This window comes from Hydrogenophaga pseudoflava (assembly GCF_004353865.1).
Taxonomy (GTDB): domain Bacteria; phylum Pseudomonadota; class Gammaproteobacteria; order Burkholderiales; family Burkholderiaceae_C; genus Hydrogenophaga; species Hydrogenophaga pseudoflava.
On record NZ_CP037867.1, the window covers coordinates 2,636,888 to 2,650,091 of the forward strand.

Genomic DNA, 13,204 nt, shown 5'->3' on the forward strand with positions numbered 1-13,204 from the left:
GGGATCGATGGATGACAAGGGTTCAACTCGTGTGCAGTTTCAGCACGCCGTCTCGTACGAGTTGAGTGACTTCGGCCGGGCTGTAGCCCAGCTCGCCGAGAATGGCCGCGCTGTGTTCACCGAGCTTGGGCGGCGGCGGCATGGCGTCGGGCCGGCGCATGCCCTCGGCCAACTGCGCGGGAAACGGGATCAGCGGCAGACCCGGTAGCGCCGGATGCTCGACGAAGCGGTCGGCCAGCACCGGGTCAGACATGGCCCCGGACACCGTGTTCACCGGCCCGCAGGGAATGTCCGCAGCCTCGAACGCGGCCACCCACTCGGCAGCCGGGCGTGTGACAAAGATCGCCGCCAGTTCGGCCAGCAGCGCGGGCCGGTTGGCGATGCGCGCGGCGTTTCGGTCGTAGCGCGGATCGGTCAGCCAGGCGGGCTGCTTGACAACGCCACAAAAGCGCCTGAACGCGCCTTCATTGACCACCGACACGCTGAACCAGGCACCGTCGGAACCCTGGAAGTGGCGGCTGGGCACGGCGATCGGCAAGTTCACCGAGCGAACCGGCTCGCGCTGCTCGACGGCGTGCTCGCCCACCTTGGCTGCCATGAAGTTGAAGATGGTGTCGGCCAGCGCCAACTCGACGCGCTGCCCGCGGCCGGTCTGCTGCCAGTGCATGACCGCGGCCAGCACACCCAAGGCGCCGCACATCCCAGACGCCACATCGATGATCGGCAAGCCGATGCGAACCGGCGGATCACCTTCCTCGCCGCTGGCGTAAAAAGCCCCGGCCATGCCCTGCACCACACTGTCAACGGATGGGCGCAAGCGGTACGCGCTGTCTTCGCCAAAGGCCGACACCATGGTGTAGATGATTTCCGGGTTGACCTGTCGCACGGCCTCGTAGGTCAGCGCATTTTTCTCGGCGAAATCGGGGCGAAAGTTGTGCACCAGCACCTGCGACTGGGCGATCAGTCGGCCCAGCACCTCGCGCCCTGCGTCCGTGCGGAAGTCCAGTGCCAGCGACTCCTTGCCACGGTTGCAGGTCATGAACGCAACGCTTGTATCGCCGTAGAACGGCGGGCCGAAATGCCGCCCCTCCTCACCGCTCAACGCCTCGACCTTGATGACGCGCGCACCGAGGTCTGCCAGCACCATGGCCGTGTACGGACCGGCGATCAAGCGCGACAGGTCGACGACCGTGATGCCCTGGAGGATGCCAGCCACGCCTTCGCCTCGTCTTACTTCTTGGCGCCGCGCATCCGGCTGCGGAACGCGGCGATGCCGTCCCGGTGCTCCGGCGTGTCCTCGAGGACCGCCATGTGCGAAGAAACCATGTCCAGGTGGGTGGCCAGCGCCATCGTCTGGCTCTGGTAAACCGCGCGGCGAAAGAAGCGCACTGCCTGCTGCGGTTTGGCCGCGATAGTGCGCGCCAGCGCGTAAGTGGTCGCCATCAGCTCTTCATCGGGCACCACCCGGTTGACCATGCCGATGCGTTCGGCCTCCTGCGCATCGACGGTGCGGCCGGTCCAGAACAATTCCAGGGCGCGCGCCGTGCCGATCAGCCGCGGCAGGAACCAGGCGCCCGCATCGCCGGCCATCAGCCCGATGTCGATGTAGCTCTCGGCCAGCGTGGCCGAACTGGCCATCACCCGCAGGTCGCACATCAGCGCCATGTCGCAGCCGGCGCCCCGCGCGGCGCCGTTGATGGCCGCGATGACCGGCTTTTCCATGCGCTCAAGCGTCAGCGCGATGCGATGCACGTGGCGGTACAGGAAGTTCTTGCGGCCCAGGCTGTCGAGTTCGCTGAACTTGGCCATTTCGTCGAAATCGCCCCCGGCGCAAAAGGCACGGCCGGTGCCCGTCACCACGATGACCCGCACCCGATCGTCGGCCTCGGCCGACTCCAGCGCAGCCCGCCAGGCGTCGATCATCGGCAGATCGAAGGCATTGAGTTGACCGGGACGATTGAGGGTCAGCGTGCCGATGCCGTCGGCATCGATCGTGAACAGAATGGGTGACTCAGCAGACATGAAAGCTTTCCTCTCTCTCGGTTGGGTAGCGCGAAACCTCAAGTCAAACACCGACCGGAGGATGGCATCATGGTAACATAACAGATGTTAGTTAGTTTTAATATTCCAGCAGCGCACACCTGCGCCGACGATGCGAAGGTTGTCAAACCGAGCGGACGAAATCAACGATCGATAGCGTGCCCGCGAGCACCTGTTCGCCGACCACCTTGTTCCAGCAGGCCTCCGAGCCATGGGTCATACGCCACTCGTGCAGGCGCCGGGTCAGCAACTGCAAATCGTATTCTTCAGTCACGCCGATCGCGCCATGCAAGGCATGGGCAATTGAAGCGACCAAGCCGGCCGCCTCGCTGGTGCGCGACTTGGCCATGGCGGCCGCCAGCAGGGACGGCGCTTTTCCGGCACCCTGAAAAGCTGCCTCAGCGGCCATGGATGCGGCTGCGGTGTGCTCGGCCATGACGCTCAATTGATGCTGCACCGCCTGGAACTTGCCGAGGGACTTGCCGAATTGCATGCGGTCGTTGCAGTATTGCAGCGTCATCTCGAACACCCGGCTCATGGCACCGCTGAGCAGGGCCGCATGCAGTGCGGCCCCGAAGGCGGGCAACAGTGCACCACCACGGGGCGCGCGGGCTGCGCTGCTGGCATCGGGCCAGGTGAGCGTTGCCGTCAGGCTGCGGTTCACACCCGTGGCCTGACGCCGGGCCGCCGCGCAAGGCAGCAGCAGCAAAGCATCACCGTCGCAGGCCAGCACGAAGTCCGCCAGCAGGCCATAAGGTGTGAACGCGCAAGTGATGCCTCCGCCGGTTTCACGCCGAAACGCGGAGGCCAGTGTGATCATGCCCTCGGGCATGATCATCTGCGAGGCCAGCAGCGCGCGCGCCACGATGGTTTGCGCCACGGGCATCGGTACCGTGTAGTGTCCAAAATGGCTCAGGACTGGAAACAGCTCGGCCAGGCTCAGGTCGGCTCCGCCCTCGGATTCAGGCGCCAGCAAGGCCAGAAATCCGGCACCCGCCACCGCATCCCACAAGGCTGCGGCTGAGCCACCCGCGTCGATGGCCCGCACCACAGCCGGAGTGCACTGGTCTTTGAGAATGTCTTCTACGGCTTCTGCAAACACGGCTTTGTTCTTTCTCAACGCAAGCCCAGCCCGCGCGCGATCATGCCGCGCAGGATCTCGCGCGTACCGCCGCGCAGGGAATAGGTAGGGGCCATCTGGCTCACGTAGGCCAGCGTACGGTACAGGTCGGCATCCACCGGCGCGTCCGGGTTCATGGCGATGGCCGCCTCGATGACGGCTGGAATGCTTTGCTCAAATTCTGTACCGATGTCCTTGACCAACGCGGCCTCGACGATCGGGCTGTCTCCGTTGACCAGTTTGCTGGTGACGGCGATGGACATATGGCGCAGCGTGGCCAGATGCGTGGTGAAGCGCCCAATGGTGGCGGCGTGGACAGCGGCGTCCTGCGTGTGGCGCAGGCAGGCGATCCAGTGCTCCAGCAAAACGATGCTTGAATAGATGCGTTCCGGGCCGCTGCGCTCGAAGGCCAGTTCGGCATTGACCTGTGCCCAGCCGCTGCCCTCCTGGCCGACCAGGGCGTCATCGGCCAGCAGCACATCGTCGAAAAAGACCTCTGAAAAATGTGCATCACCGGTCAGATCATGAATCGGACGCACCGTCACGCCGGGCAAGGACAGGTCGACAATAAACTGCGACAAACCCGTTTGCCGGTCCTGCGGCTCACCCGAGGAGCGCACCAGGGCGATCATGTAGTGGCAATGCTGCGCATTGGTGGTCCATATCTTGCGGCCGTTCAAACGCCAGCCACCTTCGCAGCGTGTCGCCCGGGTGCCGACACTGGCGAGGTCGGAGCCGGCATTGGGCTCGCTCATGCCGATGCAAAAGAAGGCCTCGGCGGCGCAGATTTTCGGCAGATAGAACTGGCGTTGCGCTTCAGTGCCAAACTTCAGGATGAGTGGCCCGCTCTGACGGTCGGCGATCCAGTGCGCCGACACAGGTGCGCCGGCGGCGAGCAGTTCTTCCACGAGGACAAAGCGCGAGAAGGCATCAAGGCTGGCGCCGCCGTATGCGGCGGGCAAGGTCACGCCGACCCAGCCACGCGCGGCCAGCTTTTGGCTGAAAGCGGCATCGAAGCCCATCCATGACCGCGCCCGAATGTCCGGCGGCCCGGGTTCGAAGCTGGACTGGAGAAAGGCTTTCACCTCGGCGCGAAACGGGTTTGTCGCCGCGGGAAGCTTGGCGAGCCGGAAAGCCGATAGCAGATTGCTCAAGGGCAATATCTCCGTGAATTGGTCATCGCTGAAAGGGGGGAACACCACACCGATACCGTCTTCGCCCTAGCAGGCAGTGTTCCAGGATCGCTACAGCGCAGCCACCAGTTCCGGCACCGCGGCGAACAGGTCCCCCACCAGACCGTAATCCGCGACCTGGAAGATCGGCGCTTCTGCATCCTTGTTGATGGCGACGATGACCTTGCTGTCCTTCATGCCGGCCAGATGCTGGATGGCACCCGAGATGCCGACCGCCACATACAGCTGTGGCGCGACGATCTTGCCGGTCTGTCCGACCTGGTAGTCATTGGGGGCGTAACCGGCATCGACGGCGGCGCGCGAGGCGCCGAGCGCGGCGCCAAGCTTGTCGGCCAGCGGCTCCAGCACGGCATGAAACTTCTCGGCGGCACCCAGTCCGCGTCCGCCCGACACAATGATCGAAGCAGCGCTGAGCTCCGGACGCTCGAGCTTCACCACCTCACGCCCGACGAGTCGGCTCAAGCCCAGATCAGCCGCGGCGGCCAGCGTCTCGATCACTGCCGTGCCGCCCGCGCCCACCGGGTCGAAGGCGGTGGTGCGAATGCTCAGCACCTTGATGGCATCCTTCGATTGCACGCGCGCCAGTGCATTGCCGGCATAAAACGGGCGAACGAAGGTGTCCGCGGACTCGATGGCGATCACGTCCGACACCTGAGAGGCGTCCAGCAGTGCGGCCACGCGCGGCAGCACGTTCTTGCCAAAGGCGGTGGCCGGTGCCAGCACATGGGTGTAGGCTGCATCGGAGCGCACCCGTGACCGCACCAGCTCGGCCAGATTCTCGGCCAGGTGGGCTTCATAGTGGGCTGCATCGGCGTGCAGCACCCGGGCCACGCCCGCGACCGCCGCAGCGGCCTGGGCCACGGCAGCGCAGTTACCACCGGCCACCAGCACGTGCATGTCGCCGCCCAGCCGTTTGGCGGCGGCGATCGTGTTCAGCGTTGACGCCTTGAGTGCGGTGTTGTCGTGTTCCGCAATGATCAGTGTCGTCATCAGATCACCTTCGCTTCTTCTTTGAGTCGTTTGACGAGTTCGGCCGTATCGGCCACCTTGATGCCGGCTTTGCGCACCGCCGGCTCGCTGACGCGAAGGGCAACGGTGCGCGGCGCGATGTCGATGCCGAGATCGGCCGCTTTGATCATCTCCAACGGCTTCTTCTTCGCCTTCATGATGTTGGGCAGCGTGACGTACCGCGGCTCATTGAGCCGCAGGTCGGTCGTGATCACCGCCGGCAGCTTCAACTCGAGGGTTTCCAGTCCGCCATCGATTTCGCGCGCCACGACGGCCCGCTCGCCCGCGATCTGAACCTTCGAGGCGAAGGTCGCCTGCGGCCAACCCATCAGCGCGGCGAACATCTGCCCCGCCTGCCCCGCGTCGTCGTCGATCGCCTGCTTGCCGAAGATGGCCAGTTGCACACCCTCCTTCGTGGCGACATGGCTCATCAGCTTGGCCACCGCCAGTGGTTCGAGTCCGACGTCGGTTTCAATCAGCACGCCGCGATCGGCGCCGATGGCCATCGCGCTGCGCAGCGTCTCCTGGCAAGCGCTCGGGCCGCAGGACACGACGATCACTTCCGAAGCGACACCGGCCTCCCTGAGGCGCACCGCCTCTTCGCAGGCGATCTCGTCGAACGGGTTCATGGACAACTTCTGGTTCGCGAGATCGACTCCCGAACCGTCGGACTTGACGCGGGCCTTGACGTTGTAGTCCAGCACCCGCTTGACAGCGACCAATATCTTCACTTTATCTCCAGAGGTTCAAATGATTTGCACATACGGGCCTGGGTACAGCCCACTCACCAGCACTCTCACTCCCACTTCCAATCCTTGTACATCTCGCGCAGCTTGGTCTTGAGGAATTTGCCGGTCGAGGTGCGCGGGATTTCGTTCACAAACGCAAAGCCTTCGGGCAACTGCCACTTGGCGAAGGTCTTGGCCAGATGGTCCCGAATCTCTTCACCGGTGGCACGCATACCTGGGCGCAACACCACCACCGCCAACGGCCGCTCTGCCCAGCGCGGGTGCGGCACTGCGATCACCGATGCCTCCAGCACCGCCGGGTGGCCCATCACAGCATTTTCCAGATCGACCGAGCTGATCCATTCGCCGCCCGACTTGATCAGGTCCTTGGTGCGGTCTGTCAAACGCAGGAATCCTTCCGAGTCGATGCATCCCACGTCGCCGGTACGCAACCATCCATCGGCGGTGAAGCTGCTCTCGTTGAGCGGCAGATCATGGTAGCCGCCGGTGACCCACGGACCACGGACCTGGATTTCGCCGACCGAACTGCCGTCCCACGGCACCTCACCCTCGTCGCCGATCAGGCGGATGTCGACCAGCGGCGCGGCCATGCCCTGCTTGGTGCGGAAGCCATACTGCTCTTCCTTGGACAGCGAGCGCATCTGCGGCTTGAGCACCGAAACCGTGCCCAGCGGGGAAGTCTCGGTCATACCCCAGGCGGTCGCGACCTCGAGATTGAACTCGTCAAAACCACGGAACAGCGACTCCGGCGCCGCCGAACCGCCGACCAGCATGCGCATGCCGGGCACCAAATCGTACTTGGCCGGGTTGGCACGCAGCGTCTGCAGCAACGACAGCCAGATCGTCGGCACCCCGCCGGTCACAGTGACGCGCTCACGCTGGTACAAGTCGAGCAGCGATTCCGAATCGAGATGCGGTCCGGGAAACACCTGCTTGGCGCCGACAAAGGTGGACATGAACGGCAGGCCCCAGGCGTTGGCGTGGAACATCGGCACCACTGGCAGCACAGTGTCCGTGCCAGAAACATTGATGCCGCCCGGGAGAGCCGCCACGAGCGTATGCAGCACGGTCGAGCGGTGCGAATAGACGACCCCCTTGGGGTTCCCGGTAGTGCCCGAGGTGTAGCACATGCCACAGGGCGCGTTTTCGTCGACCTCGACACAATTGAAATCGCCGGTCGCCTTGCCGATAAAGGCTTCGTAGTCCTCGTGTCCCTGTTCCACTGGTTTGCCGGTCAGCGGAACCACGATAATGCGCTCGAAGTTGACATCCTTGGCAAACTGCGCCAGCAAAGGCAGCAGTACATCGTCGACGATCAGGAAACGGTCCTTGGCGTGGTTGACGATAAACGCGATGTCGTGCGGAAACAGGCGCAGGTTGAGGTTGTGCATCACTGCGCCTGCCGCCGGTATGCCAAAGTAGCATTCCAGGTGGGCGTAGTGGTTCCACATCAGGGTGGCAACCCGATCGCCGGGCTTGATGCCGGCCGTGACCAGCGCCTCGGCCAGACCCTTGGCCCGGCGGTGGAAGTCGGCGTAGGTATGGCGATGCAGTGACTTGTCAGGCATCCGCGAAACGATTTCCACCTTCGGGTGGTACAGCCTGGCCCGCTCCAGGAAATGATTGAGCGACAGCGGCACTGGCATCATGGTCGATTGCATACGCATGGTTCAACTCCAAAAAATTGTCATTGCAGACCCAACTAAAAACTCAACTAAAAACTCAAAAGTCAGTTCCCCCTACCCGATAGGGTAGAGGTTGACTTCGCGCCCGATGCGGCCGCCACGCGAGGAAACAGCATCGCGTACATGCTCTGCGCCAGCGCATCGACATCCAGACGCCCCTCGGGCCGGTACCACTGCGCCGTCCAGTTGAGGGCACCGAGCACCGTCTGCCGCACCAGCACGGCATCGGATTCGACCAGGCCCAACACCACAGCCTCATTGATCGGCTCCATCCACAAGGCCTCGTAGGCATCGCGCAATGCCAGCACCCGGGACTGGGCGGCGGGCGACAGGCTGCGCCATTCATACAGCAGCACCGTCATCGCGTCGAGTCTCGGGCCCAGCAAAGCCTTCAGATGGCTGCGCACCATCGACAGCAGCCGCTCGGGCAAGCGGGTCTCACCGGCCAGCCCGTCGCGCACCGACTGCATGATGTCGCGAACACCGCCCTCCATCACCGCCACCAGCAATTCCTCTTTGGTGGCGAAGTGATAGAAGAGCGAGCCCGAGGTCATTCCCAGCGCCTCGGCGATATCGCGCACCGAGGTGCGCTCGAAACCGCGACGCCGGAACTGGCCCGCCGCAATGGCCAAAATCGCATCCTTTCGCCCGTTGTCACGCACTTTTGTCATGCCATATACTATATCATCTAACAAGCGTTTGATAGATTTCAGATCGCGGACTCGACACTTCCGGCGCATTCCGCATGGATGAATCAAAGCCATCGCAGCTGTCGACCGTGCCAGATTTAAACCACCTCAAAGGACAGACCCAGACATGCTGACACGCACCATCTTCGGCGAAGAACACGAACTCTTCCGCGACCAGGCCCGTCGCTTCCTGGAGCAGGAAGTCATTCCCCATCACGCCGGCTGGGAAGCTGATGGCATCGTGCCGCGTGAGGTCTGGCGCAAGGCAGGCGCTGCGGGTCTGCTGTGTCCGGCCATCCCCGAAGCCTACGGCGGCGGCGGTGGTATGCGTCTGCACAGCGCCGTGCTGATCGAGGAAGTCGCGCGCGCCGGCACGAGCGGGATCGGCTTCGGACTGCACTCGGACATCGTCGCCCCCTACATCCTGGCCTACGGCACCGAGGAGCAAAAGCTCGCCTGGCTGCCGCGCATGGCCACCGGCGAGGTCATTGGCGCCATTGCCATGACCGAGCCGGGCGCGGGCAGCGACCTGCAAAACGTGCGCACCAGCGCGGTCCGCGACGGCAATGAATGGGTCATCAATGGCCAGAAGACCTTCATCACCAATGGCCAAAACGCCGACCTGGTGATCGTGGTCGCCAAGACCGACCCGACGCAAGGCGCCAAGGGCACCTCACTGCTTCTGGTCGAGACTGGGCGCCCCGGTTTCACGCGCGGGCGCAACCTCGAAAAGATCGGCATGAAGGCGCAGGACACCTCCGAGCTGTTCTTCGACAACGTACGGGTGCCAGCGGGCAACATTCTCGGCGGCGAGGGCAAGGGCTTCTTCCTGCTGATGCAGGAGCTCGCCTGGGAGCGCATGCAGATCGCCATCGTCGCGGTGGCAGGCGCCGCGGCGGCGCTCGAATGGACGCTGGCCTACACCAAGGATCGCAAGGCCTTCGGCCAGCGCGTGATCGACTTCCAGCACAACCGCTTCAAACTTGCCGAGATGAAGACCGAGATCCAGGTCGCACAGGTCTTTGTCGACCGCCTGCTCGGCCTGCTGATGGACGGCCAGCTTGATGCTGCCACCGCCGCGATGGCCAAGTACTGGACCACCGACCTGCACTGCAAAGTGCTTGACCAATGCCTGCAGATGTTCGGCGGCTTCGGCTACATGTGGGAGTACCCGATTGCCCGCGCCTATGCGGATGCACGCGTCGCGCGCATCTACGGCGGCACCAACGAGATCATGAAGGAAATCATCGGCCGCACGCTGTAGAACGCGCGGTCCGCCGTTTTTTCGCCTCCACCGATTCAAAAAAGGAAACCCACCATGACCGATGCATTCATTTACGACGCCGTGCGCACGCCGCGCGGCAAGGGCCGCAGCTCAGGCGCTCTGCACGGCACCACGCCCATCAGCCTGGCCATCACGGCGTTGCAGGCGCTGCGCGAGCGCAACGCCCTGGACACCGCCTTCGTGGACGACATCATCCTCGGCTGTGTCGAGCCCGCCGGTGAGCAAGGCGCCAACATCGCCCGCGTGGCGGCCATCGCCGCCGCTTATCACGAGTCCGCTCCCGGCGTGCAGATCAACCGCTTCTGCGCCTCCGGGCTCGAAGCCTGCAACATGGCAGCCGCCAAGGTGATGTCGGGCCAGTCGCCCCTGGTCATCGGCGGCGGCGTGGAGAGCATGAGCCGCGTGCCGATGGGCACCAGCGGCGGCGCCTGGGCGGCCGATCCGGCGGTGGCGATTCCGACCTATTTCGTGCCGCAGGGCATTTCGGCCGACCTGATTGCCACCCTGTACGGTCACAGCCGCAAGGACGTGGACAGCTACGCCGTCGAGAGCCAGCGTCGCGCCGCGCAAGCCTGGGCCGAGGCACGCTTCGCCCGCTCGATCGTGCCCGTGAAAGACGTGAACGGCTGCGTCGTGCTCGAGCGCGATGAACACATGCGCGCCGACACCACCCTGGAGTCGCTGGCCCAGCTGGAGCCTGCGTTCAAGGTGCAGGGCGAGAAATACGGCTTCGACGCGGTCGCCCTCCAGCGCTATCCGGAACTCGAGTGCATGACGCACGTGCACCACGCCGGCAACTCGTCGGGCATTGTGGACGGCGCGTCCGCGGTGCTGATCGGCAACGCCGAGGTCGGCAAACGGCTCGGCCTGAAAGCCCGTGCCCGCATCCGCTCGTTCGCATCGATCGGCAGCGAGCCCACCATCATGCTGACCGGCCCCTCCTACTCGGCGGAAAAGGCGCTCAAGCTGGCGGGGATGAAGGCGGCAGACATCGATCTCTACGAGTTGAACGAAGCCTTCGCCTCGGTCGTGCTGCGCTTCATGGAGGTGATGAACGTCCCACACGACAGGATGAACGTCAACGGCGGGGCCATCGCGATGGGGCACCCGCTCGGCGCCACCGGCGCCATGATTCTGGGCACCCTGCTCGACGAACTCGAGCGCCGCAACCTGGCCACTGGCCTGGCCACGCTGTGCGTGGGCGCCGGCATGGGCACGGCCACCATCATCGAGCGCGTCTGACCCGGCTGCCCCCGGGAACGCGCAGGTTTCACCCCATTTACCAGGACTCTCACCATGACGATCGACTACAAGGTGGATGCCGAAGGCATCGCCACCATCACCTGGGCCATGCAGGACGTGCCGATGAACGTCCTCAACGAGCAATCCATCCCCGCGTTCAGCGAGGCCGTGCGCAAGGCCGTGGCAGACGCCGCCGTCAAGGGCGTGATCATCGCCTCGGCCAAGCCCGATTTCATCGCAGGCGCCGACCTGAACATGATGCTCGCGATCACCGAGGTGCAAGGCCTGATGGACTTCGTCGCGCGCCTGCACACTTTGCTGCGCGGCATCGAAAAAAGCGGCAAGCCCTTCGTCGCCGCGCTCAACGGCACCACGCTGGGCGGCGGCTATGAGGTCGCGCTGGCCTGCCACCGCCGCATCGCGGCCGACAACCCCAAGGCCCAGATCGGCCTGCCCGAAGTGGCCATCGGCCTGCTGCCGGGGGGCGGCGGCACGCAGCGCCTGCCGCGCCTGATCGGGCTGCGCGGCGCCCTGCCCTTGCTGCTCGAAGGCAAAAAGTTGCCTCCCGAGAAAGCCCTCGAAGTCGGCCTGGTCGATGAGGTCGTGCCGGCCGACCAGTTGCTCGCGCGCGCCAGGCAATGGCTGCTGGCCGAGGGCGTCAAGCATGTCGTCAAGCCGTGGGATCAGAAAGGTTTCAAGCTGCCCGGCGGCGCGGTGCAAAGCCCCGCCGGCTACGAAACCTTCACGGCCGGCAACGCCATGCTGCGCGCCAAGACCTTTGGCAACTACCCTGCGCCAGAGGCCATTCTGAGCGCCGTCTACAACGGCTGTCAGGTGGACATCGACACAGGCTGCAAGGTCGAAGGGCGGGAATTCGTCAAGCTCGCGACCGGCAAGGTCTCGAAGAACATGATCCGCTCGCTGTTCTTCGGCATCGGCGACGCGAACAAGCTCGCCTCGCGTCCCAAGGATGTGCCCAAAGCCAGCTACCGCAAGGTCGGCGTCCTGGGCGCGGGCATGATGGGCGCGGGCATTGCCTATGCGTGCGCCGAAGTCGGCATGCAGGTGGTGCTGCTCGACTCCAGCCTCGAGGCCGCGAACAAAGGTAAAGGCTACAGTGAAGCGCTGTGGGGCAAACGCGTGGCCGCCAAGCGCATGGGCGAGGCCGAGCGCGACGCCAAGCTCGCGCTGATCCAGCCCACGACCGATTTTGCGGCGCTTGACGGTTGCGACATCGTGATCGAAGCCGTGTTCGAAGACCGCGCCATCAAGGCAAATGTCACGCGCAAAGCCGAAGCCCAGCTTGCGCCCGGCGCCGTCTTTGCATCCAACACCAGCACCTTGCCCATCACCGGCCTGGCCGAAGCCTCGGCGCGCCCGGCGAACTTCATCGGCCTGCACTTCTTCTCGCCCGTGGACAAAATGCCGCTGGTCGAGATCATCCGCGGCAAGGCGACGAGCGACGAGTGCCTCGCGCGTGCCATGGACTTCGTCAAGGCCATCCGCAAGACGCCCATCGTCGTCAACGACAGCCGCGGTTTTTACACCAGCCGCGTGTTTTCTACCTACGTCGGCGAAGGCCTGGCGCTGCTTGCCGAAGGTGTGGCGCCGGCGCTGATCGAAAACGCCGGCCGCATGTGCGGCATGCCCGTTGGGCCGCTCGCGCTGGCCGACGAGGTATCGCTCGAACTCATGGCGCGCATCCGTAAACAGACCGCCGCCGATCTCGGCGCAGCCTACCAGCGCAGCGCCATCGACGATGTCTGCGACCGCATGGTGGACAAGCTCGGGCGCCTGGGCAAGAAAATCGGCAAGGGCTTTTACGACTATCCGCAAGGCGCGCCCAAACACCTCTGGAGCAGCCTCGCGCAGGAGTTTGCGCTGGCAGCAACGCAGCCCAGCGTGGACGACGTCAAGCAACGCCTGATGTTCATCCAGTCCGTCGAAACCGCGCGCTGCCTCGAAGAAAAGGTGCTGCTCGCTCCCGTCGATGCCGACGTGGGCGCCATTTTGGGCTGGGGCTTCCCGCCCTGCCTCGGTGGCCCGATCGGCCAGATCGACTCCGTGGGCGTGGCCGAATTCGTCCAGACCTGCGAAGCCCTGGCGCAGCGTGTCGGCCCGCGTTTCGCCCCGCCCCAGTTGCTGCGCGACATGGCCCAGCGCGACGCCGCCTTCTACCCCCGTTGAGCGAGG

Annotated in this window: 11 protein-coding genes; 3 read left to right on the forward strand and 8 right to left on the reverse strand. The window is 64.6% G+C overall.

What is annotated here, in order from left to right; genetic code table 11:
* Positions 1-22: 22 nt before the first annotated feature.
* The 8 genes from HPF_RS12705 to HPF_RS12740 form a co-directional block, all read right to left on the reverse strand.
* Entirely contained in the window at positions 23-1,216 is a 1,194-nt protein-coding gene (locus tag HPF_RS12705) for a CaiB/BaiF CoA transferase family protein (RefSeq protein WP_060983950.1), read from the reverse strand.
* A gap of 14 nt (positions 1,217-1,230) precedes the next feature.
* The gene (locus HPF_RS12710; RefSeq protein ID WP_060983949.1) at positions 1,231-2,022 is read right to left on the reverse strand and encodes an enoyl-CoA hydratase/isomerase family protein; all 792 of its coding nucleotides are present in this window, start codon (positions 2,020-2,022) and stop codon (positions 1,231-1,233) included.
* Between the two features lie 142 nt (positions 2,023-2,164).
* Positions 2,165-3,142: an acyl-CoA dehydrogenase family protein gene (locus HPF_RS12715; protein WP_060983948.1), complete on the reverse strand. Its 978-nt coding sequence runs from the start codon at positions 3,140-3,142 to the stop codon at positions 2,165-2,167.
* Positions 3,143-3,156: 14 nt separating this feature from the next.
* Positions 3,157-4,314: an acyl-CoA dehydrogenase family protein gene (locus HPF_RS12720; RefSeq protein WP_060983959.1), complete on the reverse strand. Its 1,158-nt coding sequence runs from the start codon at positions 4,312-4,314 to the stop codon at positions 3,157-3,159.
* Between the two features lie 90 nt (positions 4,315-4,404).
* On the reverse strand, positions 4,405-5,343 hold the full coding sequence (locus HPF_RS12725; RefSeq protein WP_060983947.1) for an electron transfer flavoprotein subunit alpha/FixB family protein: 939 nt from the start codon (positions 5,341-5,343) through the stop codon (positions 4,405-4,407).
* Complete coding sequence (locus HPF_RS12730) at positions 5,343-6,092, reverse strand: electron transfer flavoprotein subunit beta/FixA family protein (RefSeq protein ID WP_060983946.1); 750 nt, start codon at positions 6,090-6,092, stop codon at positions 5,343-5,345. Before HPF_RS12730 ends, HPF_RS12725 begins: the two co-directional genes overlap by 1 nt.
* Positions 6,093-6,157: 65 nt before the next feature.
* Positions 6,158-7,777 (reverse strand): long-chain fatty acid--CoA ligase, encoded by a 1,620-nt coding sequence (locus HPF_RS12735; RefSeq protein ID WP_243721574.1) that lies wholly within the window; start codon positions 7,775-7,777, stop codon positions 6,158-6,160.
* A gap of 62 nt (positions 7,778-7,839) precedes the next feature.
* Positions 7,840-8,466, reverse strand: coding sequence for a TetR/AcrR family transcriptional regulator (locus HPF_RS12740; protein WP_060983944.1), 627 nt, complete (start codon positions 8,464-8,466; stop codon positions 7,840-7,842).
* 145 nt (positions 8,467-8,611) lie between these two features.
* Between HPF_RS12740 and HPF_RS12745 the strand changes: the two genes are divergently transcribed.
* Genes HPF_RS12745 through HPF_RS12755 form a run of 3 tightly spaced genes read left to right on the forward strand, consistent with a single transcriptional unit; the run spans position 8,612 to position 13,198 of the window.
* Positions 8,612-9,748 (forward strand): acyl-CoA dehydrogenase family protein, encoded by a 1,137-nt coding sequence (locus HPF_RS12745; protein WP_133156815.1) that lies wholly within the window; start codon positions 8,612-8,614, stop codon positions 9,746-9,748.
* Between the two features lie 54 nt (positions 9,749-9,802).
* On the forward strand, positions 9,803-11,011 hold the full coding sequence (locus HPF_RS12750) for an acetyl-CoA C-acetyltransferase (RefSeq protein ID WP_133156816.1): 1,209 nt from the start codon (positions 9,803-9,805) through the stop codon (positions 11,009-11,011).
* A gap of 54 nt (positions 11,012-11,065) precedes the next feature.
* Positions 11,066-13,198, forward strand: coding sequence for a 3-hydroxyacyl-CoA dehydrogenase NAD-binding domain-containing protein (locus tag HPF_RS12755; RefSeq protein WP_133156817.1), 2,133 nt, complete (start codon positions 11,066-11,068; stop codon positions 13,196-13,198).
* Positions 13,199-13,204: the final 6 nt, after the last annotated feature.

Excerpts from the sequence above, each read along its gene's own strand:
- HPF_RS12710 (WP_060983949.1), bottom strand. The coding sequence starts at position 2,022 with ATGTCTGCTGAGTCACCCATTCTGTTCACGATCGATGCCGACGGCATC.
- HPF_RS12725 (WP_060983947.1), bottom strand. The coding sequence starts at position 5,343 with ATGACGACACTGATCATTGCGGAACACGACAACACCGCACTCAAGGCG.
- HPF_RS12735 (WP_243721574.1), bottom strand. The coding sequence starts at position 7,777 with ATGCGTATGCAATCGACCATGATGCCAGTGCCGCTGTCGCTCAATCAT.
- HPF_RS12740 (WP_060983944.1), bottom strand. The coding sequence starts at position 8,466 with ATGACAAAAGTGCGTGACAACGGGCGAAAGGATGCGATTTTGGCCATT.
- HPF_RS12745 (WP_133156815.1), top strand. The coding sequence starts at position 8,612 with ATGCTGACACGCACCATCTTCGGCGAAGAACACGAACTCTTCCGCGAC.
- HPF_RS12750 (WP_133156816.1), top strand. The coding sequence starts at position 9,803 with ATGACCGATGCATTCATTTACGACGCCGTGCGCACGCCGCGCGGCAAG.
- HPF_RS12755 (WP_133156817.1), top strand. The coding sequence starts at position 11,066 with ATGACGATCGACTACAAGGTGGATGCCGAAGGCATCGCCACCATCACC.